At 64.4% G+C, this 23879-nt stretch carries 24 protein-coding genes; 18 read left to right on the forward strand and 6 right to left on the reverse strand.

Annotated elements, in window-relative coordinates; translation table 11 throughout:
* Nucleotides 1–3 precede the first annotated feature (3 nt).
* The 11 genes from argS to surE all read left to right on the forward strand — a co-directional run bounded on the left by argS (nt 4) and on the right by surE (nt 10771).
* Nucleotides 4–1797 (forward strand): arginine--tRNA ligase, encoded by a 1794-nt coding sequence (gene argS / locus QUH67_RS17080; RefSeq protein ID WP_300947821.1) that lies wholly within the window; start codon nt 4–6, stop codon nt 1795–1797.
* Nucleotides 1798–1916: 119 nt separating this feature from the next.
* Complete coding sequence (locus QUH67_RS17085) at nt 1917–3413, forward strand: SPOR domain-containing protein (RefSeq protein WP_300947822.1); 1497 nt, start codon at nt 1917–1919, stop codon at nt 3411–3413.
* Nucleotides 3414–3466: 53 nt separating this feature from the next.
* The gene (nagZ, locus tag QUH67_RS17090) at nt 3467–4489 is read left to right on the forward strand and encodes a beta-N-acetylhexosaminidase (RefSeq protein ID WP_300947823.1); all 1023 of its coding nucleotides are present in this window, start codon (nt 3467–3469) and stop codon (nt 4487–4489) included.
* The gene (locus QUH67_RS17095; protein ID WP_300947824.1) at nt 4486–5313 is read left to right on the forward strand and encodes a segregation and condensation protein A; all 828 of its coding nucleotides are present in this window, start codon (nt 4486–4488) and stop codon (nt 5311–5313) included. The genes nagZ and QUH67_RS17095 overlap by 4 nt, the downstream gene beginning before the upstream one ends.
* 17 nt (nt 5314–5330) lie before the next feature.
* Nucleotides 5331–6140 carry an SMC-Scp complex subunit ScpB gene (gene scpB / locus QUH67_RS17100; protein ID WP_300947825.1) on the forward strand — a complete coding sequence of 270 codons (810 nt, stop codon included), beginning with the start codon at nt 5331–5333 and terminating at the stop codon, nt 6138–6140.
* Between the two features lie 138 nt (nt 6141–6278).
* Complete coding sequence (locus QUH67_RS17105; RefSeq protein ID WP_300947826.1) at nt 6279–6521, forward strand: twin-arginine translocase TatA/TatE family subunit; 243 nt, start codon at nt 6279–6281, stop codon at nt 6519–6521.
* 116 nt (nt 6522–6637) lie between these two features.
* Nucleotides 6638–7150 (forward strand): Sec-independent protein translocase protein TatB, encoded by a 513-nt coding sequence (gene tatB, locus QUH67_RS17110; protein ID WP_300947827.1) that lies wholly within the window; start codon nt 6638–6640, stop codon nt 7148–7150.
* Nucleotides 7147–7965, forward strand: a complete 819-nt coding sequence (gene tatC / locus QUH67_RS17115; RefSeq protein ID WP_300947828.1) for a twin-arginine translocase subunit TatC — start codon at nt 7147–7149, stop codon at nt 7963–7965. The genes tatB and tatC overlap by 4 nt, the downstream gene beginning before the upstream one ends.
* Nucleotides 7966–8140: 175 nt before the next feature.
* Entirely contained in the window at nt 8141–9484 is a 1344-nt protein-coding gene (gene serS / locus QUH67_RS17120; protein WP_300947829.1) for a serine--tRNA ligase, read from the forward strand.
* Between the two features lie 12 nt (nt 9485–9496).
* The gene (locus QUH67_RS17125; protein WP_300947830.1) at nt 9497–9916 is read left to right on the forward strand and encodes a hypothetical protein; all 420 of its coding nucleotides are present in this window, start codon (nt 9497–9499) and stop codon (nt 9914–9916) included.
* A gap of 87 nt (nt 9917–10003) precedes the next feature.
* Nucleotides 10004–10771 (forward strand): 5'/3'-nucleotidase SurE, encoded by a 768-nt coding sequence (surE, locus tag QUH67_RS17130; RefSeq protein ID WP_300947831.1) that lies wholly within the window; start codon nt 10004–10006, stop codon nt 10769–10771.
* Between the two features lie 108 nt (nt 10772–10879).
* On the opposite strand, the gene QUH67_RS17135 is transcribed toward surE, so the two are convergent.
* Entirely contained in the window at nt 10880–11257 is a 378-nt protein-coding gene (locus tag QUH67_RS17135) for a response regulator (protein WP_300947832.1), read from the reverse strand.
* Between the two features lie 260 nt (nt 11258–11517).
* Here QUH67_RS17135 and QUH67_RS17140 point away from each other — a divergent pair, with 260 nt between their 5' ends.
* Both QUH67_RS17140 and QUH67_RS17145 read left to right on the forward strand, forming a co-directional pair.
* Entirely contained in the window at nt 11518–12162 is a 645-nt protein-coding gene (locus tag QUH67_RS17140; protein ID WP_407080440.1) for a protein-L-isoaspartate(D-aspartate) O-methyltransferase, read from the forward strand.
* 108 nt (nt 12163–12270) lie between these two features.
* Complete coding sequence (locus tag QUH67_RS17145) at nt 12271–13677, forward strand: LysM peptidoglycan-binding domain-containing M23 family metallopeptidase (RefSeq protein WP_300947833.1); 1407 nt, start codon at nt 12271–12273, stop codon at nt 13675–13677.
* 140 nt (nt 13678–13817) lie between these two features.
* Here the strand turns inward: QUH67_RS17145 and QUH67_RS17150 are convergent, their stop codons facing one another.
* Nucleotides 13818–14801: an ATP-binding protein gene (locus QUH67_RS17150; RefSeq protein ID WP_300947834.1), complete on the reverse strand. Its 984-nt coding sequence runs from the start codon at nt 14799–14801 to the stop codon at nt 13818–13820.
* Nucleotides 14802–15008: 207 nt separating this feature from the next.
* On the opposite strand from QUH67_RS17150, the gene yajC reads away from it, so the two are divergent.
* The 5 genes from yajC (at nt 15009) to QUH67_RS17175 (ending at nt 19375) form a co-directional block, all read left to right on the forward strand.
* Nucleotides 15009–15386, forward strand: coding sequence for a preprotein translocase subunit YajC (gene yajC / locus QUH67_RS17155; RefSeq protein WP_300947836.1), 378 nt, complete (start codon nt 15009–15011; stop codon nt 15384–15386).
* 54 nt (nt 15387–15440) lie between these two features.
* On the forward strand, nt 15441–17039 hold the full coding sequence (secD, locus tag QUH67_RS17160) for a protein translocase subunit SecD (protein ID WP_300947837.1): 1599 nt from the start codon (nt 15441–15443) through the stop codon (nt 17037–17039).
* Between the two features lie 10 nt (nt 17040–17049).
* The gene (gene secF, locus QUH67_RS17165) at nt 17050–18051 is read left to right on the forward strand and encodes a protein translocase subunit SecF (protein WP_300947839.1); all 1002 of its coding nucleotides are present in this window, start codon (nt 17050–17052) and stop codon (nt 18049–18051) included.
* A 77-nt stretch (nt 18052–18128) separates the two neighbouring features.
* Nucleotides 18129–18515 (forward strand): Mth938-like domain-containing protein, encoded by a 387-nt coding sequence (locus QUH67_RS17170; RefSeq protein WP_300948077.1) that lies wholly within the window; start codon nt 18129–18131, stop codon nt 18513–18515.
* A complete protein-coding gene (locus tag QUH67_RS17175) occupies nt 18512–19375 on the forward strand; it encodes a phytoene/squalene synthase family protein (protein ID WP_300947840.1) in 864 nt (287 codons plus the stop codon). Before QUH67_RS17170 ends, QUH67_RS17175 begins: the two co-directional genes overlap by 4 nt.
* 97 nt (nt 19376–19472) lie before the next feature.
* Here QUH67_RS17175 and QUH67_RS17180 read toward each other — a convergent pair whose 3' ends face one another.
* The 4 genes from QUH67_RS17180 to QUH67_RS17195 all read right to left on the reverse strand — a co-directional run bounded on the left by QUH67_RS17180 (nt 19473) and on the right by QUH67_RS17195 (nt 23683).
* The gene (locus QUH67_RS17180; protein ID WP_300947841.1) at nt 19473–20570 is read right to left on the reverse strand and encodes a serine/threonine protein kinase; all 1098 of its coding nucleotides are present in this window, start codon (nt 20568–20570) and stop codon (nt 19473–19475) included.
* A 4-nt stretch (nt 20571–20574) separates the two neighbouring features.
* Nucleotides 20575–22008, reverse strand: a complete 1434-nt coding sequence (gene trmFO / locus QUH67_RS17185; RefSeq protein ID WP_300947842.1) for a methylenetetrahydrofolate--tRNA-(uracil(54)-C(5))-methyltransferase (FADH(2)-oxidizing) TrmFO — start codon at nt 22006–22008, stop codon at nt 20575–20577.
* Nucleotides 22009–22141: 133 nt separating this feature from the next.
* Nucleotides 22142–22294 carry a DUF1127 domain-containing protein gene (locus QUH67_RS17190; protein WP_300947843.1) on the reverse strand — a complete coding sequence of 51 codons (153 nt, stop codon included), beginning with the start codon at nt 22292–22294 and terminating at the stop codon, nt 22142–22144.
* 573 nt (nt 22295–22867) lie between these two features.
* The gene (locus QUH67_RS17195; protein ID WP_300947844.1) at nt 22868–23683 is read right to left on the reverse strand and encodes a lytic murein transglycosylase; all 816 of its coding nucleotides are present in this window, start codon (nt 23681–23683) and stop codon (nt 22868–22870) included.
* Nucleotides 23684–23879 lie beyond the last annotated feature (196 nt).

Raw genomic sequence — 23879 nt, forward strand, 5'->3', positions numbered from 1 at the left:
GCCATGTCCGACAAGCCGACTTCCCACCATCTGTTCGCCGACGTGCTGGCGCGCGTGCAGGCGATTTGCGCCGCGCTCGCGGCCGAGGGCCAATGGCCCGCCGGCATCGATTTTTCCCGTGTCGTGGTCGAGCCGCCGCGCGACGCCAGCCATGGCGACATGGCAACCAATGCCGCGATGGTGCTGGCCAAGGACGCCAAGGCGAAGCCGCGCGAACTCGCCGACAAGATCGCGGAAAAACTGCGCGCCGACGATCTGGTGGCTTCGGTCGAGGTCGCCGGCCCGGGCTTCATCAACCTCACCCTGAAACCGCAGGTCTGGGCGGAGGAGCTGCGCACCATGCTGCGCGAGGGCGCAGCCTATGGCAAAAGCGCGGCCGGCCATGGCGCCAAGGTCGACGTTGAATACGTCTCGGCCAATCCGACCGGGCCGATGCATGTCGGGCACTGCCGGGGTGCGGTGTTCGGCGATGCGCTGTGCAGCCTGCTCGATTTTGCCGGCTTCGACGTGACGCGCGAATATTATATCAACGACGCCGGCGCGCAGGTCGACGTGCTCGCGCGCTCGGCGTTCCTGCGCTACCGCGAAGCGCTTGGCGAGAACATCGGTGAAATTCCGGAAGGGCTTTATCCAGGGGACTATCTCGTGCCGGTCGGGCAGGCGCTTGCGGCCGAGCACGGCGACAAGCTGAAGGCGATGCCGGAGGCCTCGTGGCTGCCGATCGTGCGCCCCAAGGCGATCACCATGATGATGGACATGATCAAGGGCGATCTCGCCGCGCTCAACATCAAGCATGACGTGTTCTTCTCGGAGCGCTCGCTGATCGCGACCGGCAACAACAAGGTCACCGAGACCATCGATTTCCTGCGCGCCAAGGGCGATATCTACGAAGGCAATCTGCCGCCGCCGAAGGGCAAGCCGGTCGAGGATTACGAGGACCGCATCCAGACGCTGTTCCGCGCCACCGCCTATGGCGATGACGTCGACCGTCCGCTGATCAAGTCGGACGGCAGCTATACCTATTTCGCCTCCGACATCGCCTATCACAAGGACAAGATCGATCGCGGCTTCCTCGATATGATCGACGTGTTCGGCGCCGATCATGGCGGCTACATCAAGCGCATGCAGGCGGCGGTGAAAGGCGTCAGTGCCGGCAACGCCGCGCTCGACGTCAAGGTCGTGCAGCTCGTGCGGCTGTTGCGCAACGGCGAGCCTGTGAAGATGTCGAAACGCTCCGGCGATTTCGTCACGCTGCGCGAAGTGGTCGACGAGGTCGGTTCCGACGCGGTGCGGTTCATGATGCTGTTCCGCAAGAACGACGCCGTGCTCGATTTCGACCTCGCCAAGGTGCTCGAGCAATCGAAGGACAACCCGGTCTTCTACGTCCAGTACGGGCATGCCCGCGGGCATTCGATCTTCAAGAACGCCCGCGAGGTGGTTCCGGAGCTGCCCGAGGACGATGCCGCCCGGTCGGCCTGGCTGGGAACCGCCCCGGTTGAGCAGCTGACCGACCCGGCGGAACTCGACCTCTTGAAACGGCTCGCGCTCTATCCCAGAATGATCGAGTCTGCGGCGGTGGCGCATGAGCCTCACCGAATCGCCTTTTATCTATATGATTTGGCCAGTGAATTTCATGCGTTATGGACGAAAGGGCGGGATTTGCCCTATTTACGCTTCATTATGACTAATGATGCAGAGATCACGAGGGCGCGACTGGCTATGGTCCAGGGCGTCGTCTCGGTTCTGGCATCGGGCTTAGCCGTTCTCGGCGTCCACGCTCCGACCGAGATGCGGTAGGCAGGGGCGAAGGCCTTCACGAATGGGGGTTCGTGGGGGCATCTGGCAGGGGCCACGCTCGTCATGGTTTGGATGACATGGCGGGTTTGGCGCTGTCCCGAATGGGATGCATCATCACGATGGCTGATCGTTATCAGGACCGACCTTTTCCTTCCGCCGACCAGGGTCGTGCCGAGGGTGACCCGCTTGCGGAGCTCGCAAGGCTGATCGGGCAGAATGATCCGAAAGGGGCCGCCGGGGCCAAGCCGGCGCCGCGCCCGCTGCAGTCGCGGGCCAATGTGCGGCCGCAGCAATACGATCTGCCGGACGAGGAGGAGCCTGTCGCGCCGCCGAGCCCGCCATCCTGGATGCAGCGCACGCGCCACGAAACCCCGCTGCCGCCGCCGCCGTTGCCGCCGTTGCCGGAGGCATACGACGAAGAGCCGGAATATGAGGAGCCGGCCCCGGTGCATCCCTTGCATCGCTACGCTGCCGCGCCGCCTCCGCCACTGCCGCGCGCACCTGTGCACGACTATCAGGAGCCTCAGCAGGACTACTACGAGGCACCGCAGCAATATGCCGACGAGCCGCAGCAGGACCCGTCACGCTACGACGATGCGCTGTATGGGCGACTGGAGACCGGCGAGCACGACTATCAGCGCGATCCGGCCTATCCGGATGATCCCTACGCTTATCAGGGCGAGGAGTATGAGGATGAGGAGCCCCCGCCGAAGAAGCGGTCCAAGGGCCTGATGACGGTGGCCGCCGTGCTGGCGCTCGCCGTGGTCGGCACCGGGGCCGCCCTTGCCTATCGCACCTTTTTGGGCTCACCGCGCTCGGGCGAGCCGCCGATCATCCGGGCCGACAACAGCCCGACCAAGGTGCTGCCGGCGCCGGCCGATGGTGGCGCTGCCAAGACGCCTGACCGCTTGCTGTCGGGCGATGGTGGCGAGAGGCTGGTGTCGCGTGAAGAGACGCCGGTCGATGTCAATTCGCGGTCCGGCGGACCGCGCGTGGTGTTTCCGCCGCTGAACCAGAATGCCAACCCACCAGCGGCCGCCAGCGTTTCGCCGTCGGCGCCGATGACCTCTGCCGCCAACGGCACGATGCCGAACAACGAGCCGCGCCGGGTCAGGACGCTCGCCGTCAAAGGCGACGCCGCCGACAATGGTGGCGTCCCGGCCGGCGCCAGCGCGCCACCGCCACGGCCAGCGCCCACGACCCGAAATGTCACGGCCGCGCCGGCTCCTGCCGCACCGGCGCGCAACCCGGCCTCGGCCAATGCCAGCGCCAATTCTCCGATGTCGATTGCACCGCAGGCGACCGAGCCGGACCCGCCGACCCGCGTTGCCGCGACCAATCCGACACAGAGTGCGCCCGCGTCCGAGGGTGGGGGGACCTTTCTGGTCTCGGTGACGTCGCAGGACAGCGAGTCCCTGGCGCGGGAGTCTTTCCGTGTGGCGCAGGGCAAGTACGCCTCGGTGCTCGGTTCCCGCTCTCCGGTGATCCGCCAGGTCAATCTGCCCAACGGCATAACCAAATATCGGGCGATGGTCGGGCCGTACCGGACCCGGCAAGAGGCCGCTGCATTCTGCACCGAGCTGAAGTCCGTCGGCGGGCAGTGCTTTATCCCGTAGAATTATCTGCGGTTTCCTTGACCCCGGGGCTATGACGGGCCTAATCGGCCATCATGAGCAGCCGCGCATTCATCACGGGCGTATCGGGACTGGAACTCAGCGCTGCTGAGCGTGAGTTCATCGGTGAGACGCGCCCCTGGGGCTTCATCCTGTTCAAGCGCAATATTGAGGCGCCCGATCAAGTGTCTGCGCTTGTTCGGGATTTGCGGAGCGGTGTGGGCGAGGCGGACGCCCCGGTCCTGATCGACCAGGAAGGCGGGCGGGTGGCCCGCCTGGGGCCGCCGCATTGGCCGATCTATCCGCCGGGGGCGGCCTTCAGCGCGCTCTACGACCTCGACAAGGCGCTGGGGCTGCGGGCCGCGTGGCTGTCCTCGCGGCTAATCGCGGCCGATCTCATCGACCTCGGCATCACGGTCGACTGCCTGCCGCTGGCCGACGTTCCGGTGGCCGGTGCGGATGCCGTAATCGGCAACCGGGCCTACGGAACCGAGCCGGCCAAGGTGGCAGCCATTGCCCGGGCGGTCACCAGGGGGTTGGAAGAGGGAGGGGTGCTGCCAGTCCTGAAACACATTCCCGGCCATGGCAGGGCCACCGCCGACAGCCATTTCCGGCTCCCGACCGTCGATACGGCGCGGGAGGAGCTGGAACGAACCGATTTTGCTGCCTTTCAACCGTTGGCGGACCTGCCGATGGCGATGACCGCACATGTTGTGTTTAGCGCGCTGGACCCCGCCCAACCGGCGACGACTTCTGCGACAATCGTTCGGCAGGTGATTCGCGGCGGAATTGGGTTCCAAGGTTTGTTGATGAGTGACGACGTGTCGATGAATGCCCTGGCGGGATCGATCGCCGAGCGGACCCGCGCCATCGTCAACGCCGGCTGCGACATGGTCCTGCACTGCAACGGCAAGCTGGACGAAATGCGCGACGTGGCGCGCGAGGCGCCGGAACTGGCTGGTGAACCGCTGGATCGCGCCAGACGGGCACTGGCCGCGCGAAAGCAGCCAAAACCGTTCGACCGGCCGGCGGCGCGGGCTGAACTTGAGACGTTGATGAATCGGGCAGGAACGGCATGACGGCTGAGATTCTATCGTTTGAAACCGGACGGCCCGCTGAAATCGCCGACAGCGAGGCCGCGCTGGTGGTCGACGTCGAGGGCTATGAAGGTCCGCTCGATCTGCTGCTGACGCTGGCGCGGCAGCAGAAGGTCGATCTCGCCAAGATCTCGATCCTGGCACTGGCCGACCAGTACCTGACCTTTATCGAGGCGGCGCGAAAGATCCGCCTCGAGCTCGCCGCCGATTACCTCGTGATGGCGGCCTGGCTCGCCTACCTGAAATCGCGCCTGCTGCTGCCCGAACCGCCGACGCCGGACGGCCCGAGCGCCGAGGAAATGGCCACCGCGCTGGCCAACCGGCTGCGCCGGCTCGAGGCGATCCGTGAAGCCGCCAATCGGCTGATGAACCGGCCACAGTTCCAGCGCGATATCTTTCCGCGTGGCAATCCGGAATCGATCGCCGAAATCCGCCATCCGAAATTCACGGCCACCCTGTTCGACCTGCTCACCGCCTATTCCGCGCAGCGCCAGCAGCGCGTGCTCGCGACGGTGCATCTGGCCAAGCGCACGGTGTGGTCGCTGGCGGAAGCGCGCGCCTCGCTGGAGCGGCTGGTCGGCATGACCGAGTCCGAGGACTGGAGCTGCCTCGACGATTTCCTGCTCGGCTACGTCGTCGATCCCTCGCAGAAGGCGACGGTGTTCGCCTCGAGCTTCGCCGCGGCGCTCGAACTGGTGCGCGAAGGCGAGATGGAATTGAACCAGAAAGAGGCGTTCGCGCCGCTGTATTTTCGGAAGCGTCCGTCGCAGGCAGCAATGCCCGCGCCGGATATGACGGTCGAGTAGTGGAAGGAGACCTAGCCATGGCAAGTCTGGCGGAAAAACGCATGGAAGAGGCCGAGGATCATCCTATCGACCAGACTATCGAAGTCGAGAACCCCGAAGTCGAGGCGCGGCCTGAGGAATTGCGGCTGCTCGAAGCATTGCTGTTTGCCTCCGCCGAGCCGATCGATCAGGCAACGTTGGCCAAGCGCATGCCCGACGGCGTCGACGTCAAGGCGGCGCTGGCGCAACTGCAGGCGGAGTACGCCCCGCGCGGCGTCAACCTGGTGCGCGTCGCCAACAAATGGACGTTTCGTACCGCCGGCGATCTGTCGTGGCTGATGACGCGCGAGAGCACCGAGACGCGGCGGTTGTCGCGCGCGGCCATCGAGGTGCTCGCGATCATTGCCTATCACCAGCCGGTGACGCGCGCCGAGATCGAGGACATCCGCGGCGTGATCACATCGAAGGGAACGCTCGACGTCCTGCTGGAAACCGGCTGGATCCGTCCGCGCGGCCGCCGCAAGACGCCGGGCCGGCCGCTGACCTTCGGCACGACCGAAGCGTTCCTGTCGCAGTTCAGCCTGGAGGCGCTCGGCGACCTGCCGGGTCTGGAAGAGCTGAAGGGGACGGGACTACTGGACTCGCGGCTGCCTTCCGGCTTCAGCGTGCCGACGCCGTCCGACGACGTGGCGCTGCGCGAGGACGAGGATCCGCTGGAGGCCGGCGACAGTCTGGAACTGCTGCTGGCGCCGGCTGCCGAGCCGGAAGAACCGGCTGCGGAGCCGGAAGAGACCCCCGTCGCGCCCGAAGAAACCGGCGGACATGGTTCCGAAGGCTCTGCCAGCTAGCGCAGTTAATGCTAGCCGTAATACGTAGCCGTGACAGCGATTTGCCGCGGTATGGGTCCTTGTTTTTGACACCCGCCGGGCCTACCTTCCGCCAAAGCTTGGCCGGAAGCCGGCCGTCTCTTTTTGGAGGGTTGCAGGATGGGTTCGCTTAGCATTTGGCACTGGATCGTCGTGATCGCAGTGGTCCTGCTGCTGTTTGGCCGCGGCAAGATTTCGGACCTGATGGGCGACGTCGCGCAGGGCATCAAGGCCTTCAAGAAGGGCATGCAGGACGACACCAAGGAGGCCGAAAAGCCTGCCGAGCCGGTGAAGACCATCGACCACAACGCAGCGCCGGCGCCGACGGCGGCCCGGACGGATGTCGGCAGCAAGGCCGTCTGAGCCAGGCATCCCGGACCGGGGTCTGTGGAAAGACGCCGGTTGAGAAAAGGCGCGGGCAGGTCCAAATCTGCTAGATAGGGTTTGGGCGCGGACGTCTCGCGCGAGCGGAAGAATTCATGTTCGACATCGGGTGGAGTGAACTGGTCGTCATCGCGGTCGTCGCGTTGATTGCCATCGGCCCGAAGGAGCTGCCGGGCGTGCTGCGCATGGTCGGACAGTGGATGGGCAAGGCCCGCAAGATGGCCGCCGAATTCCAGGGCCAGTTCCAGGAGGCGATGCGCGAGGCCGAAATGGCCGATCTCAAGAAGAGTTTTGACGAGGTCAAGGACGTGGCGACGGGCCTGTCCCCGGCCAACGTCATGACCTCGCTGCAGAAGGACGTCAGCGACGCCATGCAGATCGGGGACATCGACAAGCCTGCGGTCACGGCCGGCGATGCCCAGGTGGCGTCCGCGATCGACGAACCCGTTACGCCGACGACACCAGCCGTGCCGACCCCGGAAACCTTCGTCGAGGCCGAGGCGCATGTGGCGGCGTCCGAACCGCTTGCGATCACGCGCGACGTTCAGGCGGCGCAGGATATCGCGCCCACGGCGCCTGACCTTCTCAAGGACGCCAAAGCGTCATGACCATCGAGGATATCGAAGCCAGCAAGGCGCCGTTGATGGATCACCTGATCGAGCTGCGCTCGCGGCTGATCAAGGCGCTGCTGGCCTTCGGCATAGCGTTCATCTTCTGCTTCTTCTTCGCCAAGCAGATCTACAACGTGCTGGTCTGGCCGTTCGTCTGGGTGGCCGGTGCCGAGAACTCGAAATTCATCTACACGGCGCTGTTGGAATACTTCCTGACGCAATTGAAGCTGGCGATGTTCGGCGCCGCCTTCATTTCGTTTCCGATCGTCGCCGGGCAGATCTACATGTTCGTGGCGCCCGGTCTCTACAAGCACGAGCGCGGCGCGTTCCTGCCGTATTTGATCGCGACGCCGTTCTTCTTCGCGTTGGGATCGATGCTGGTCTATTTCATCGTGCTGCCGATGCTGGTGCGGTTCTCGCTCGGCATGCAGCAGACCGGCGGCGACGAGACCGCACAGATCCAGCTGCTGCCGAAGGTCGGCGAATATCTGTCGCTGATGATGTCGCTGATCTTCGCCTTCGGCGTCGCATTCCAGCTGCCGGTGATCCTGACGCTGCTGGGACGGATCGGCATCGTCACCTCGAAGATGCTGCGTGAGAAGCGGCGCTATTTCATCGTTATTGCCTTCGTGATCGCCGCCATACTGACGCCGCCGGACGTGATCAGCCAGGCCTCGCTCGCGATCCCGCTGTTGCTGCTCTACGAGGGCGCGATCGTTGCGGTCGGCATGGTGGAAAAGAAAGCCGCCGCCCAGGCCGCGTCCGGCACGCCGCCCGCCAGCCCGCCCCCGGAAGGCAACCCGGCGGGATAGGGCGCAAGGGCCGCCTTTTCCCTATCATCGGCCACGCTGCCCATGATTCGTCATGCCCGGGCTTGTCCCGGGCATCCACGTCTTTTACAGACCGTGCGACGAAGACGTGGATGGCCGGGACCCTGGGGTGAAGATGCGCTTCGCGCTTTTGCCCGGCCATGACGGGAAATGAGCCATGCACGACATCAAATCGATCCGCGACAACCCGCAAGCCTTCGACGCCGGACTGAAGCGCCGCGGCCTGTCGCCGTTGTCCGCATCGCTGCTCGCGATCGACGAGAAACGCCGTGCGGCGATCCTGGCGTCCGAGCAGGCCCAGGCGCGGCGTAACGCGGCCTCGAAGGAAATCGGCGAGGCCAAGAAGGCCAGGGATGACGCGCGCGCCGGCAAGCTGATGGCGGAAGTCGCCGAACTCAAGACCACGATGCCGGAGCTTGAGCTGGCCGCCAAAACCGCGGACGAGGAGCTGGCGAAAGAACTCGCCGCGATTCCGAACCTGCCGCTCGACGACGTGCCTGACGGCGCCGACGAGCATGGCAACGTGCAGCGGCACCTCTACGGCAAAATCCGCAACTACGCCTTCACGCCGAAGCCGCATGACGATCTCGGCGGTGCGCTCGGCTATATGGATTTCGAGGCCGCCGCGAAGCTGAGCGGCGCGCGCTTTGTGGTGCTCAAGAAAGGACTGGCGCGGCTGGAGCGTGCGATCGGCCAGTTCATGCTTGATCTCCATACCGGCGAGCATGGCTACACCGAAATCAACCCGCCGCTGCTGGTGCGAAACGACGTCATGTTCGGGACAGGCCAGTTGCCGAAATTCGAGGATGACCAGTTCTGGGCCATCAAGGGCGAGCTGCTTGCCGCGCCCGACGACCGGCTGAAGACCGAGCGTCTTGGGCTTATCCCCACCGCCGAGGTTGCTCTCACCAACCTCGTCCGCGAATCCATCGTCGAGGAAAAAGAACTGCCGATGCGGCTGACCGCGCTGACGCCGTGCTTCCGCGCCGAAGCGGGCGCGGCGGGCCGCGACACCCGCGGCATGATCCGGCAGCATCAATTCACAAAGGTCGAGCTGGTCTCGATTGCAACCCCCGAGACCAGCCGTGACGAGCTCGAGCGCATGCTGTCCTGCGCCGAGGAAGTGTTGAAGCGGCTCGACCTGCATTACCGTGTGATGACGCTGTGCGCCGGCGACATGGGCTTTTCCGCGCAAAAGACCTACGACATCGAGGTCTGGATGCCAGGACAATTTTCAAGTCAGGGCGAGGGCGGCGCGTTCCGGGAAATCTCGAGCTGCTCGGTGTGCGGCGACTTCCAGGCGCGCCGCATGGATGCGCGCTCGCGCGGCCCCGACGGCAAGCCGCGCTTCGTGCATACGCTGAACGGCTCCGGCACCGCCGTCGGCCGCGCGCTGATCGCGGTCATGGAGACCTACCAGCAGGAAAACGGCACGATCGCCGTGCCCGATGTGCTGCAGCCCTATATGGGCGGGCTCAAGACCATCGAGCGGGACAAATAGCGCAGCGGAAAAATGGCCCTGCATCGCGACATCCTTTGGATCGGGAAGCAATGGGCTGTTACCGGCCACGGCATGCAATTGATCGACCAGCGGCTGGAGGGCGCGTTCGATATCGAGGCGGCCCGGCTGTGGGACGACGATCTCATCGAGAGCCTGCGCGCCAAGGCGTGGCTCAAGGCCGATGATTTCGACAAGGGGCTGGCGGTGGCGCGAACGCGGCATCCGCAGCCCCAGGCGGGATCGACCCCGGCGGTCGAGCCGACGGCCGCCGCGATCGAACCCGTTGCGCTGCCTCCGATACCGCCGGAAGGCGTGAGCCCGCGGCCGCAACCCCTAGAGCCGGTAAAAGATGAATTGCCGGCCCTCCAGATGAAAATCGACGGCGGCGCCAGATTCGCGCGCCCGTGGCGGGTCTGGATGAAGAAAACATGAGCCAATCGGGCCGGTTTGCCTCCTTCGCGAGAGCCGGATAAGACGAGGCAAGCGCCCCGCGATCCAAACCAGAAGGCATTTTGACGGATGCGAATTCTCTGCACCAACGATGACGGCATCCATGCGCCGGGCCTGAAGATCGTCGAGGAGATCGCGCGCGGGCTGTCCGACGACGTCTGGGTCGTGGCGCCGGAGATGGATCAGTCCGGCGTGTCGCATTCGCTGTCGCTGAACGATCCGTTGCGGCTGCGCGAGGTCGGTCCGCGCCATTTCGCGGTGCGGGGCACGCCGACCGATTGCGTGATCATGGGATCACGCCACATCCTCGGCGAGACGGCGCCCGATCTGGTGCTGTCGGGCGTCAACCGCGGCCGTAACGTCGCCGAGGACGTGGTCTATTCCGGCACCATCGCCGGCGCGCTCGAAGGCACGATTCTGGGCATCCCGTCATTCGCGCTGAGCCAGGAATTTTCCATCGAAACCCGTCACGCGCCGCTGTGGGACACCGCGCTGAAATTCGGTCCCGATATCCTGCGCAAGGTGATCGATGCGGGTGTACCCAAGAACACCGTGATCAACGTCAATTTTCCCGCCTGCACGCCGGACCAGGTGCAGGGCGTCCGTGTCACGCGACAGGGCAAGCGCAACCTCGGCTTCCTCAAGGTCGACAAGCGCCACGACGGCCGCGGCAATCCCTATTTCTGGATCGGTTTTGAGCGCGCCGCGATGATGGACACGCCGGCTGAAGGCACCGATCTCGCAGCACTTGCGGCGCGCTACGTTTCGGTCACGCCGCTGCGGCTCGATCGCACCGACGAAGCGTTCTCGGCAGCGCTGACGTCGACGCTGAAGTGACGCCGTAGCCCGGCAATGAAGTAGCCCGGATGAGCGCAGCGATATCCGGGGGCCGGTCTCGCCAAGCATTCCCGGATGTCGCTGCGCTCATCCGGGCTACGCAGCGATCTAAACCGTCGCGCTCTTCATCGTGGCCGCGATCAACTGGGCCAGCGTTTCCAGCTGGAACGGCTTCTGCAGCGCCGGCCGGTCGCGGTATTCGTGGGGCAGGCCGGAAGATCCATAGCCGGTCGCAAAGATGAACGGGCGGTTGCGCGCCGTGATCAGCTCGGCCACCGGCGTGATGACCTTGCCGTTGACGTTGACATCGAGAATGGCGAGATCGAAATCGGTCGATTGCGCCAGCTTGACCGCTTCGCTGATTTCGCCGGCCTCGGCAGCCACGCTGTGACCGAGCTCTTCCAGCATGTCAGCGACCATCATCCGGATCATCACCTCGTCTTCAACGAGGAAAACAGAACAGCCTGCCGGCCGTGTCGCCATCATGGGTATCCTTGCCCTTCCGAGGCTTTGAGGTTCGCAAAAAACCCCCTCTGGTGCAACGTCGAGATCGGCGCGCTTTGAGGCAAGGCTCCCCCTTCGAGGCAAAGCCCCCGGATTTTCGGGCCTAACGCCCGGCGGCGGCCCTGGTTCCAAAATCCGGAACCGGAATTTTGAGGAAATTCTTCCTTAAACGCGCGGGGGCTATTACATCTCGCGAGGCCTGAGCATTGGATGGGCGGCCGAAGCCCCGCTGCGAGACCGCAATGTCGCAAGAACCGCCCGAGAAGATGATGTTCCAGCTCGCCCTGCGGCGGCGGGGGATCAGCGACCAGGCGGTGCTCCGCGCCATGGAAGAGGTGCCGCGGGAGGTGTTCGTGGCGGCCGCCGATCGCGGCCATGCCTACCGCGACAGCGCGCTCGGCATCGCCTGCGGGCAGACCATCAGCCAGCCCTTCGTGGTGGCCTACATGACCGAGCAGCTGCAGCTCCAGAAAAGCCACAAGGTGCTCGAGATCGGCACCGGCTCCGGCTATCAGGCCGCGGTGCTGTCGCGGTTGTGCGCCCATGTGCTGACCATCGAGCGCTACCGGACGCTGGCGGACACGGCGCGCGACAGGCTGGAAGCGCTCGGCTATTTCAACATCGAGGTGATGCTCGGCGACGGCTTCGACATACCGGCCGGCGCCGGCGATTTCGACCGCATCATCGTGACGGCGGCGATGGAGCAGATTCCCGAAAAGCTGCTGGAGCGGCTGCTGCCGGGCGGCATCCTGGTCGCGCCGGTCGGGCCCCATCACGGCACCCAGACACTGGTGCGGGTGACCCGGACGGACAGCGGTTTCGAGCGCAAGGAATTGGTCGATGTCCGCTTCGTCCCGGCGTTGCCCGGAATCGCGCGCGAACTGTAGAAAGCCCGATTGGCGGTCCGTCCAACATCTTATTTGAAGGGTTAAGCGCTTATTTACTCGGCACGTGTTTACTCAAAACAGTATTTTGTTGCGTACGAGTGAGTAACCATGTCCCGTATCGTCGAGTTGCTTTGCTCGCGTCGGGTGCCGCAGGTCGCGGTGCTGACGCTGATGTCGGTCGGCTTTGCCGGCTGCAGCGCCGATATGCAGACGCGCTTTTCCGACAGCTCGTTCTCAAATCCATTTGCCTCGCAGCCTGACGCCACCGGTTCGGTGCGCGCGCCCGTCGCCGAGCGCCGCGAACCGCCGCCGCAATACGCGCCCCAATATGCCCGACCGCAGGCGGCTGCTGCACCGCAATTTCAGTCCCAGGCCTTGCCGCCTCCGCCGGTCGCCGTTGCGCCGGCCCCGGTCGCGCCACCCGCCTATCCGGTCAGCTCCAACGGCGTATCCGGAGGAGGGCGCGGGATCTCGTCCTATGCGCCGCCGTCCCAGCCGCCGATCGAGACCACGGCCACGGTGCCGCCGCGCTCGGTGGCCGCCGCGCGTCCGGTCGCGCATAACGGCACCATGATCATCGTCGGCACCAGCGACACGCTCGACGGTCTGGCGAAGCGCTACAATGTGTCGTCCGCCGCGATCCTGCAGGCCAATGGCTACAAGGGGCCGCGCGTGCTGTCGCCGGGCCAGCAGCTGATCATTCCGAAGCCGACCGCCGTGGCCGGCGCGGCGCCGTCGCCCGCGCCTGCGGCCAGCAGGCCGGTTGCCGCGGCGTCGTCGTCGAGCGTCCATGTGGTCAATAGCGGCGACACGCTGATGGGCATCGCGCGTCGCAACAACGTCCCGGTTGGCGAACTCGCCCGGGCCAACAATCTCGATCAGTCCGCCAAGCTCAGCCTCGGCATGAAGCTCACGGTGCCCGGCTCGAAATCGGTTGCCGCTGTCGCGGCTCCACTCGCTCAGCCTGCTGCTGTCGCCGGCGCACCCGCCCAGCCGGCTGCACCCGCCACCAAGATGGCCTCGGCCGGCGGTCCGCCGCAGGCGGCGCGGCTGGCCTCCGCCACCACCAATGTCACGGAAGAAAAACCCGTCGCCGAGCCGGCCGCGGTCAAGCCCAGCGAAGCCACCGGCGCACTGCCGACCTTCCGTTGGCCGGTGCGCGGCAAGGTCATCACGACCTACGGCGCCAAGACCAACGGCAAATCCAATGACGGTATCAACCTGGCGGTGCCGGAAGGCACGCCGGTGAAGGCGGCGGAAGACGGCGTCGTCGCCTATTCCGGCAACGAGCTCAAGGGTTACGGCAATCTGGTTCTGGTGCGGCACTCCAACGGTTACGTCACCGCATATGCCCATGCGAGTGAACTGCTGGTGAAGCGCGGTGATCCGATCAAGCGCGGCCAGATCATTGCCAAGTCGGGTCAATCGGGCGAGGTGGCGTCGCCGCAGCTCCACTTCGAAATCCGCAAGGGTTCGTCGCCGGTTGACCCGCTTCAATTCCTGAACGGAGCGTGATCCTCTTCGTCATTGCCGGGCTCGACCCGGCAATCCATCCGAAGGAAAGCGTTCTGCTTGAAGATTGATGGATACGCGGGTCAAGCCCGCGTATGCCCACCCCGGGGTGCGGCAAGGTCGGCGCAAGCCTGCGAAACGCGCTACTTCCCCGACAGCCTCACGCCCAGCCGCCCCGCCAGTTCCTGCGTGAACTGCCACGCCACGCGGCCCGACCGCGAGCCGCGTGTGGTCGACCATTCCAGCGCCTCGCGCTCCAGCGCTTCGTCATCTATCTTGATGCCGAAATGGCCGCAATAGCCGCGCACCATGGCGAGATATTCGTCCTGGCTGCAGCGATGGAAGCCGAGCCAGAGTCCAAAACGGTCTGACAGCGACACCTTCTCCTCGACGGCTTCGCCAGGGTTGATGGCGGTCGAGCGCTCGTTCTCGATCATCTCGCGCGCCAGCAGATGGCGACGGTTCGAGGTGGCGTAGAGGATGACGTTGTCGGGGCGTCCCTCGATACCGCCTTCCAGCACCGCCTTGAGCGATTTGTAGGAGGCGTCGTTGCCGTCGAAGGAGAGGTCGTCGCAAAACACGATGAAGCTGAAATCGGAGCTTCGCAGCAGATCCATCAGGCCGGGCAGGCTCTCGATGTCCTCGCGATGAATCTCGATCAGCTTGAGCCGGTCGGCCGGCTTGCGGTCGAGATTGATATTGGCGTGGGTGGCCTTCACCAGCGACGACTTGCCCATGCCGCGTGCGCCCCACAGCAGCGCGTTGTTGGCGGGCAGGCCGTCGGCGAAGCGCTCGGTGTTCTCGATCAGGATGTCGCGCATCCGGTCGATCCCCTTGAGCAGGCCGAGGTCGACGCGGCTGACGCGCGGCACCGGCGAAAGCCGCCCGTCCGGATGCCAGACAAAGGCGTCGGCGGCACCGAACGATTCAACGGGTGCCGCGGCCGGAGCGGCCGCCGAAAGATGGCCGGCGATGGCTTCCAGCGCGATGGCGATCCGCTCCGCCGTGGCGCCGTCGAGCGCGCTTGCCGGACCTTTTGTCGCGGCTTTTGAAGGGGCTCGCGAGGCGGCTTTCGGGGCCGCGCGGGGCGCTGTTCGCGCTGGTGTTTTCTTGGCTTTTTTTGACATTTTGGCAGTTCCTGACCGCGCAGCCTTAACGGGCCTTGGAAGCCCCTGCAAGCGGCCTAAATGAGGGGTCCGGCCACGTTGCAATTGGGCGCGCCGCCGCTATAGTCCGCGCGAATTTGCCCGGACCGGCCGATTTGCCCATGGTACTTAGCTCGGCGCTAAGCCCAGGCATGGCCGGTTCTTTTCCTTCTCACGAGGATTGTTCGAATGCTGATTACCCCTGCGTACGCCCAGGCTGCGGCCGGTGGCGATGCCAACGGCATGTTGATGTCGCTGCTGCCGTTCGCGCTGATCTTCGTGATCATGTACTTCCTGATTCTGCGCCCGCAGCAGAAGAAGGTGAAGGATCATCAGGAACTCGTCAAAAACATCCGCCGCGGCGACACCGTCATCACCTCGGGCGGCCTCGTCGGCAAGGTCACCAAGGTGGTCGACGACGACCAGATCGAGTTCGAGATCTCGGACGGCGTCCGCGTGCGCCAGATGCGACAGATGATTTCGGGCGTCCGCACCAAGGGCGAGCCGGCCAAGGAGAAGGCCGAGACCAAGGAAAAGGCTGAGAAGGACGAGACGTCCGCGAGCTGAGCTTTCCGCGCTGCTCCTGGCAGTGCATTTTCCTGGATGTGACGGGTCAACTCGATGCTGTATTTCTCGCGGTGGAAAGCGCTGGCGATCATTCTGACCACGCTGATCGTCTGCCTGTTCGCGCTGCCGAACTTCTTCTCTCAGGAGCGGGTGAAGACCTGGCCGCTGTGGGCGCAACGGCACATCGTGCTCGGCCTCGATCTGCAGGGCGGGTCGCATCTGCTGCTGGAGCTCGATTCCAATTCCGTGAAGAAAGAACGACTTGATCAGGTACGAGACGAAGCCCGTCGTGTGCTGCGTGATGCCAAGATCGGTTACACCGGCCTGGCCGTACGCGGTGACGCCGTCGAAGTCCGCGTCAAGGAGAGCGACCTTCAGGCCGCGCTTCCCAAGCTGCGTGAGTTGTCGCAGCCGCTCGGCGGGCTGCTTGGCTCCAGCGGGCAGCGAAGCCTCGAGGTTTCGGACGCCGGCGGCGGCTTGATCCGTCTTGTGGTACCGCAAGCGGCGATCACCGAACGCGTTCGCCAAACGAACGAACAATCGATCCAGATCGTCGAGCGTCGCATCAACCAGCTCGGCACGGTCGAGCCGCTGATCCAGCGGCAGGGGGTCGATCGCATCCTGGTTCAGGTGCCGGGCCTGCAGGATCCGACCGAGCTGATTCGTATTCTTGGTACGACCGCCAAGATGGAATTCCGCATGGTCGATCCGTCGATCTCGCCGGATCAGGCCCAGCAGGGACGCGTGCCCGCCGACTCGGAAGTCCTGATGAGCGAGGCATCACCCAAGGTGCCTTATGTGGTCAAGCGGCAGGTTCTGGTTTCCGGCGGCGACCTCACCGACGCGCAGCCGGGTTTCGACCAGCGCACCAATGAGCCGATCGTCAACTTCAAGTTCAACAGCTCGGGCTCGCGCAAATTCGCGCAGGCGACGTCGGAGAATGTCGGCGTGCCGTTTGCGATCATCCTCGATGGCAAGGTGATTTCCGCGCCCGTGATCCGGGAGCCGATCACCGGCGGCCAGGGTCAGATCTCCGGCAGTTTCACCGTGCAGGGGGCCAACGAACTCGCGCTGCTGATGCGGGCCGGCGCGCTGCCGGCGCCGCTGACCGTGATCGAGCAGCGCACCGTCGGTCCGGGACTCGGCCAGGACTCGATCGAAAAAGGCGAATTGGCCGCCTATGTCGGCTCGATCCTCGTCATCGTGTTCATGCTGTTGACCTACCGGCTGTTCGGCGTGTTCGCCAACATCGCGGTCGCCATCAACGTCGCGATGATCTTCGGCATCCTGTCGCTGCTCAACGCCACGCTGACGCTGCCCGGCATCGCCGGTGTCGTGCTCACCGTCGGCATCGCCGTTGACTCCAACGTGCTGATCTATGAGCGCATCCGGGAAGAACTGCGGGGCGGCCGCAACGCCATTTCGGCGATCGACGCCGGTTTCCGGCGCGCGCTGTCGACCATTCTGGACTCCAACATTACCACCTTCATTGCTGCCGCGGTACTGTTCTACATCGGCACTGGCCCGGTGCGCGGCTTCGCCGTGACGCTGGGCATTGGCATCCTCACGACCGTCTTCACCGCCTTTACCCTCACCAGCCTGATCGTCGCGGGCTGGGTGCGGTGGACGCGGCCGAAGACCGTGCCGATCTAGGGACCTCATTGTGACTCAATACGTTCTCATTGGGCTGGGCGTGCTGATCGCCGTGCTGACTGTGGTCGCCGTGTTCGATCTGCTGCCGCCGCTGCGCATCGTTCCCGACGACACGCATTTCGATTTCACCCGCTTTCGTCGCATCAGCTTCCCGATCTCGGCGGCACTGTCGATCGTGGCGATCGTGCTGTTCTTCACCCATGGGCTGAATTTCGGCATCGACTTCAAGGGCGGCACGCTCCTGGAAGTTCAATCCAAGTCAGGTCCGGCCGATATCGGCGCGATGCGTGCGACCTTGGGCAATTTGGGCCTCGGAGAGGTTCAGCTTCAGCAGATTGGTGATCCGACCAACGTCCAGATCCGCGTCGCGCAGCAGCCTGGAGGCGACGCGGCGCAGCAGGAGGCGGTGACGAAAATCCGCGGCGCTCTTAGGGACAGTGTCGAATACCGCAAGGTCGAAGTGGTAGGCCCGCGTGTCTCCGGCGAATTGCTGGCTTATGGCATGCTCGGCCTGATGCTCGCGATCTTCGCGATCCTGATCTATCTCTGGTTCCGGTTCGAATGGCAGTTCGCGCTGGGCGCCATGATCGCCAACGTCCACGACATCGTGCTGACGATCGGCTTCATGTCGATTTCCCAGGTCGACTTCGACCTCACCAGTATTGCCGCGTTGCTGACCATTCTCGGCTACTCGCTGAACGACACCGTCGTCATCTACGACCGGATCCGGGAAATGCTGCGGCGTTACAAGAAAATGCCGATGCCGCAGCTTTTGAACGAATCCATCAATTCGACATTGTCGCGCTCGATCATCACCCATGTCACGGTGACGCTGGCCTTGCTGGCGCTGCTGTTGTTCGGCGGCCATGCGATCTACAGCTTCACGGCGGTCATGATGTTCGGCGTGGTGCTGGTCGGCACCTACACCTCGATCTTCATTGCCGCCCCGATCCTGATCTATCTCGGCGTCGGCGAGCACCGCGACACGCCGGACAAGCCAGCGAAGAAGTAGGGCACGGTCCGAAAAGCATGCCCCCGGGGCTTGACCCGAGGGTGGGAACCGGTTTTCGGACAAGGATCATGCCCAAAATGACCACCCGTTCCTCGGACGCTCCGCATCTTCCGAGGTCGGCGCCGATCGAAGCCTACGGCAAGGGCGGCTTTGCCTTCGCCGACATGTCGCATCGTGGCTCGCTGCTGTGCCTGCCGGATGCGATCTGGGCCTGGGACGTGACCCAGTCATCCCAGATCGACGAATATTCGCTGGATCGGGTCTTCAAGGCCGCCAATGCGATCGACACGCTGATCGTCGGCACCGGCACCGAAGTCTGGCTGCCGCCGCGGGGGCTGCGCGAGGCGCTGCGGTCCGTGCGCGTGGTGCTGGATGCGATGCAGACCGGTCCCGCGATCCGCACCTATAACGTCATGCTGGGCGAGCGCCGGCGGGTCGCGGCGGCGCTGATCGCTGTGCCATGAGCGAGGCGACGACGTCGAAGGAGGCCGCTGCGTTCTGCGCCGATCTGGTGCGCACGCATGATTTCCCCCGCTATGCCGCGACGCTGTTCCTGCCGCAGGCGCCGCGCCGCGCGCTGCTGTCGATCTACGCCTTCAATGTCGAGATATCGCGGGTGCGCGATCAGGTCAGCCAGCCCTTGCCCGGCGAGATCCGGATGCAATGGTGGACCGACATGCTGACGGGCGCGGGCCATGGCGATGTCGAGGGCAATCCCGTCGCCGCCCAATTGCTGCAGACCACGAGCGAATACCGCCTGCCGGCCGAACCGCTGTTGCGGCTGATCGAGGAACATCAGTTCGACCTCTACAACGATCCGATGCCGTCGATGGCGGCGCTGGAAGGCTATGCCACCGACACGGCGTCGGCGCTGTTCTCGCTCGGTGCGCGGATTCTGGAACCGCCGTCGGCGGTGACCGACCATCTCGCCCGCCATGCCGGCCTCGCCCAGGGCATGGCGCAGGTGATCGCGGCGTTGCCGTTCGACGCCGCGCGGCGTCAGTTGTTCTTGCCGCTGCAGCTTTTGCAGCAGCACGGCAGCGGGATGGAAGAGATCTTTTCCGGCAAGCAAACGCCGCGGGCGCGTGCGGCGATCGATCAATTGGCGGGAGAGGCCAGAAAGCATCTCGATACGGCGTTTGATCTGCTCACGCATTTGCGGCCGGAGGTGCGCCGAATATTCCTGCCGCTGGTGCTGGTGCGCCGCGAGTTGGCGCGGATGTCACGTGCTGACTTCGATCCCTTCGTGCCGCAGACCACCTCGCGGCTGCGAACCCTGTGGACGCTGTGGCGCGCGTCGCGGACGAAGGAATTTGGCGGGTAGACCAAACCTCCGTCATTGCGAGCGCAGCGAAGCAATCCATCTATCCACCTGCGGCGCTATGGATTGCTTCGCTGCGTTCGCAATGACGCTGAGAGACCTATCGCGAATTCAACTCGCTGCTTTCGAAATTGAACCGGTCCCGCAAATTCTTGCGGCTCTCCAGAATATCCTTCAGGAAAGCGCGGTCGATCTCGTTGTGAAGCAGCGGTTCGATCAGGTCGACCTGGTTCATGGCGACGAGCTGCAATATCTCGGTGCGCGGCTTGCCGGCGGCGTCGCGCGGCAGGGCATGGACCACCTGGATGTGCTCCGGCGGCTTGACGCCCTTGGCGGCGGACAACTCGCTGCGCAACTGCTTTTCCAATGCCACCTGGTCGGCCTCAACAAAGGCGTAAAGCCCGACGCCGCTGCGGCGATCGGCGAAGGCGACAATGGCGGTGTCGCGCACCTCGGGGTTTTTCCGGATCAGATCGATCAGCACAGGCGCGTCGTTGACCAGCCTTCGGCCACCGCCTTCGCGATCGGTGAAGTTGAACAGGCCTCGGGTGATGGCCTGGTAGACCTTCTTGCCGGTCTTGAGCCAGATTCTGGCGACAAATGATTTGCGCGCCAGGATCTTGCGCTCCATCGCCGTCAGCGCCTGCGGCGCATAGCTGCGCTTGTGCTTCAGCAGGTGCCGGAGATCCTCGTAGGCCGCGATCCGGAACAGCCGGCTTCGCGACTTGAAGCAGGCGGCGAGCTGGAAATCGGTCACGTAGGCGCGGCCGTCGCTGCCGCGCAGCCAGTTCTGCTCCTTGGCGAGATCGTTATGGCAGATGCCGGCGCGGTGAAGCTTGCGCAGGGCGAGCTTGGCAGAGCGGAAATAGGCGAGATCGCCATGCGGTTTGGCCAGATGCAGCGCGACGCCGTCGATGAAACCGCGCACCAGTGCCTGCCGGCCGGCCCATAGCAATTTCGGGCCGACATCGAGCTCGCGCGCCAGCGCCAGCGCATGGCGTTCGCGGGCGAACAAATGGCGGGCCAGCGGATAGGACCAGGCCGGCACCTGGTCGAGCCGGCGCAGCACCGCGTCGACCTCGCCCGCCTCGTCGCGGAAGCGACCGCGCTCGACGGTGGAGAACACGTCGCGCTTGAGCAGCACGCCTTCGGTCCAGCGCGCCGACAGGGTGGCGGCATCGTCTTTCGGCAAGCCCATGACGTTACGCCGCCGCCGCGACGCGTAGATGATCGGCGATCCAGCGATCGAGATCGGAGAGCGCCCGGGCGCTGAGCGCCTGCTTCTTGGCCACCGTCTTCTCGTTGCCGCGCAGCCGTGTGCCGTCGGGCTTTTTGGTCGGCACGCTCGCCAGCGGCGGAAACAGGCCAAAGTTGATGTTCATCGGCTGGAAGGAGCGTGTTCCGGCCTCAATGGTCTCGATGTGGCCGCCGGTGATGTGGCCGAGCAGCGAGCCCAACGCGGTTGTGACGGGCGGCGGCTCCAGCGACTGCGCGCGTGCGTCCGCCGCAGCATAGAGGCCGGCGATCAGGCCGATGCTGGCGGATTCCACATAGCCCTCGCAGCCGGTCATCTGGCCGGCAAAGCGAAGCCTTGGCTGCGCGCGCAGCCGCAACTGGCCATCGAGCAGCTTTGGAGAATTCAGGAAGGTGTTGCGATGCAGGCCGCCGAGTCGCGCGAACTCGGCGTTCTCGAGACCGGGAATGGTGCGGAACACGCGCTGTTGCGCGCCGTAGTTCAGCTTGGTCTGGAAGCCGACCATGTTGTAGAGCGTGCCGAGCTTGTTGTCCTGGCGCAGCTGCACGATGGCATAGGCCTTGACGGTCGGGTCGTGCGGATTTGTCAGCCCGACCGGCTTCATCGGGCCATGCCGCAGCGTCTCATGGCCGCGCTCGGCCATCACCTCGACCGGCAGGCAGCCGTCGAAATAGGGCGTGCTGGTCTCCCAGTCCTTGAAGTCGACCTTCTCGCCGGCCAGCAGCGCCGCGACGAAGGTATCGTACTGTTCTTTGGTCATCGGGCAGTTGATGTAGTCGGCGCCGGTGCCGCCGGGCCCGACCTTGTCGTAGCGCGACTGAAACCACGCCACCGACATGTCGATGGAATCCTTGTGCACGATCGGTGCGATCGCATCGAAGAAGGCCAGTGCATTCTCGTCCGTCAGCTCGCGGATCGCTTCGGCCAGCGGTGCGGAGGTGAGGGGGCCGGTCGCGACGATCACGTTGCCCCATTCGGCGGGCGGCAGACCGGCGACCTCGGTGCGGTCGATCTCGATCAGGGGATGGTCGTGCAACGCTTTGCTGACGGCTGCGGAAAACCCGTCGCGGTCAACCGCCAGAGCCCCGCCCGCGGGCACCTGGTTGGCGTCGGCGCAGCGCATGATCAGGGAGCCCAGCCGGCGCATCTCCGCATGCAGCAGGCCGACAGCGTTGTTGGCGGCGTCGTCGGAGCGGAACGAGTTGGAACAGACCAGCTCGGCGAGGCCCTCGGTGCGGTGGGCCTCGGTCATCCGCGAGGGACGCATCTCGTGCAGCACGACGCGAACGCCGGCATTGGCGAGCTGCCAGGCGGCTTCCGAGCCGGCGAGGCCGCCGCCGATCACATGGACGGTGTCGGTTTGGGGTGTGGAGGAAATCATGCGCGCAGCGTTAGCGCGTTTTCGTCCCAAACGCACCGGTTGGCGTCGAATAAAACGCCTCGAACCGAGGCCAGAAACGACAACGCCCGCAGCGCGGCGGGCGTTATCCGTTCGTCAGGCGGCCGAACAGCAATCAGTTGGCGTAGTTGCCGGCTGCAACGCGCGGAATGTCCGCACGATCAAGGCCGATATCGGCCAGTTCGCGATCGCTGAGCTGGGACAGTTCGCTGACATTGCGCTGATAATCCCGGAAAGCCTGGATCATGCGGATGAGCGAGAGTAACATGGTAGTCTCCTTGAAGTTCAGATTCAGCCTTTGCGCTTGGCCTCATCAATGAAATGAATATAGCCGAGATTCCGCAATGCGGAAGTTCCTATGTTGCGGTGCAGCTAAGCCTCAGATGCATGGCAATGGTAAGGTCGGCTTAACCTTTGAATGTGGCCATCGGATCGAGCGACCCACGCGTTCATCGTCGTGTCGCAAGCACGTAACAAATGCCTTAAAATTGCAGGTTTTTTGAATTTTCGTGATCGACTTGGGCCGGCCAGTACAAGGCTGTGACGGGAACCAAATTCACCGCTGCCGCCCATCATAGTGGCAGAAATGTGCGATTTTGTTGGACTTGTTGGAAGTTTATTATGCACGAATCGCATGCACGCCGGATCGAATAAATGAACTAATATTCATTTGTATGATCCGATAGTGTCGCGTCGGAAGCCAGCACCAACAGGTCAGCTTCTGACGTGTGTGCAAGAGGGAAGCCTGCCTCAGTTCACCCCCCGAGCCGGGCGAGGCGGTCCCCATTCTACTTTGCATGGGGTTGTTTTCGTACTTTTTGTGTCGGTCACCCGTTTATCGTCACGGTGCCCGCGAAAGCTGGGTCGCGAAATAGGCGATGGTTCTGGCGTAGACCTCGCTCTTGTTCCACTCCTTGATGACAGCGAAATTGTCGCTGCCGGGCTCCCAATCCTTGCCGCGCTTCCAGCCGTGGCCGGCGAGGAAGTTCGCGGTCGAGGCCAGCACGTCCGGTGCGCTGCGCAGGAGATCGCGGCGGCCATTGCTGTCGAAATCGACGGCGTATTTGATGTAGGACGACGGCATGAACTGGGTCTGGCCGATTTCGCCCGCCCATGCGCCGCGCAGATCCTGCGGTGCGATATCGCCGCGCTCGACGATGCGCAGCGCGTCCATCAGTTCGGCCCTGAACAAGTCGCTGCGGCGGCAGTCATGGGCCAGCGTCGCCAGCGCGCGCAGCGTCTGGAATTTGCCGATGTTGACGCCGTAATCGGTTTCCAGGCCCCAGATCGCCACCAGCACTTCGCCGGGCACGCCATACTTCTCCTCGATGCGGCCGAGCACCGAACCATATTGCTTGAGCATGTTGGAGCCGCCGGTGATCCGCGGCGGTACCATGCGGCCGGAGAATTCCTCAAACGTCTGGCTGAATACCTTCTGCGATTGATCGCGGGCCAGCACGCTCTTGTCGGGCGTGATGCCGGTGAGGCCAGCCTGAATGACGGTGGCCGAGATCCCCTTGGCGGCAGCTTCCTTCTTGAAATCCTCCAGCCAGGTCTCGAATGGACCCGTGCCACAAGGCGCCGCCGGCGCGGGCGCCACGGAAATCAACAACAGGGCGCCCAGGGTGAGGACGCGCAAGGAGAAACGAGAAATCATTGGGCTGTTGGCTCCGGGTCGACAGATCATCATGGTTAGTGTCCACGTGATGTCGAATGTTCGAAGCAAGATCGGCCAAAACATGGCTGAGGTCGCAGCCTTGGCTTCCTTTCTGTCGAAGATGCTCAACTCATCGTTAGCGCGCGGTGACCGATCGCACCGCCGGCTGTTGGCCGACGGTGTGAGAGGCATGATT

This window comes from Bradyrhizobium roseum, from assembly GCF_030413175.1.
Classification (GTDB): Bacteria; Pseudomonadota; Alphaproteobacteria; order Rhizobiales; family Xanthobacteraceae; genus Bradyrhizobium; species Bradyrhizobium roseum.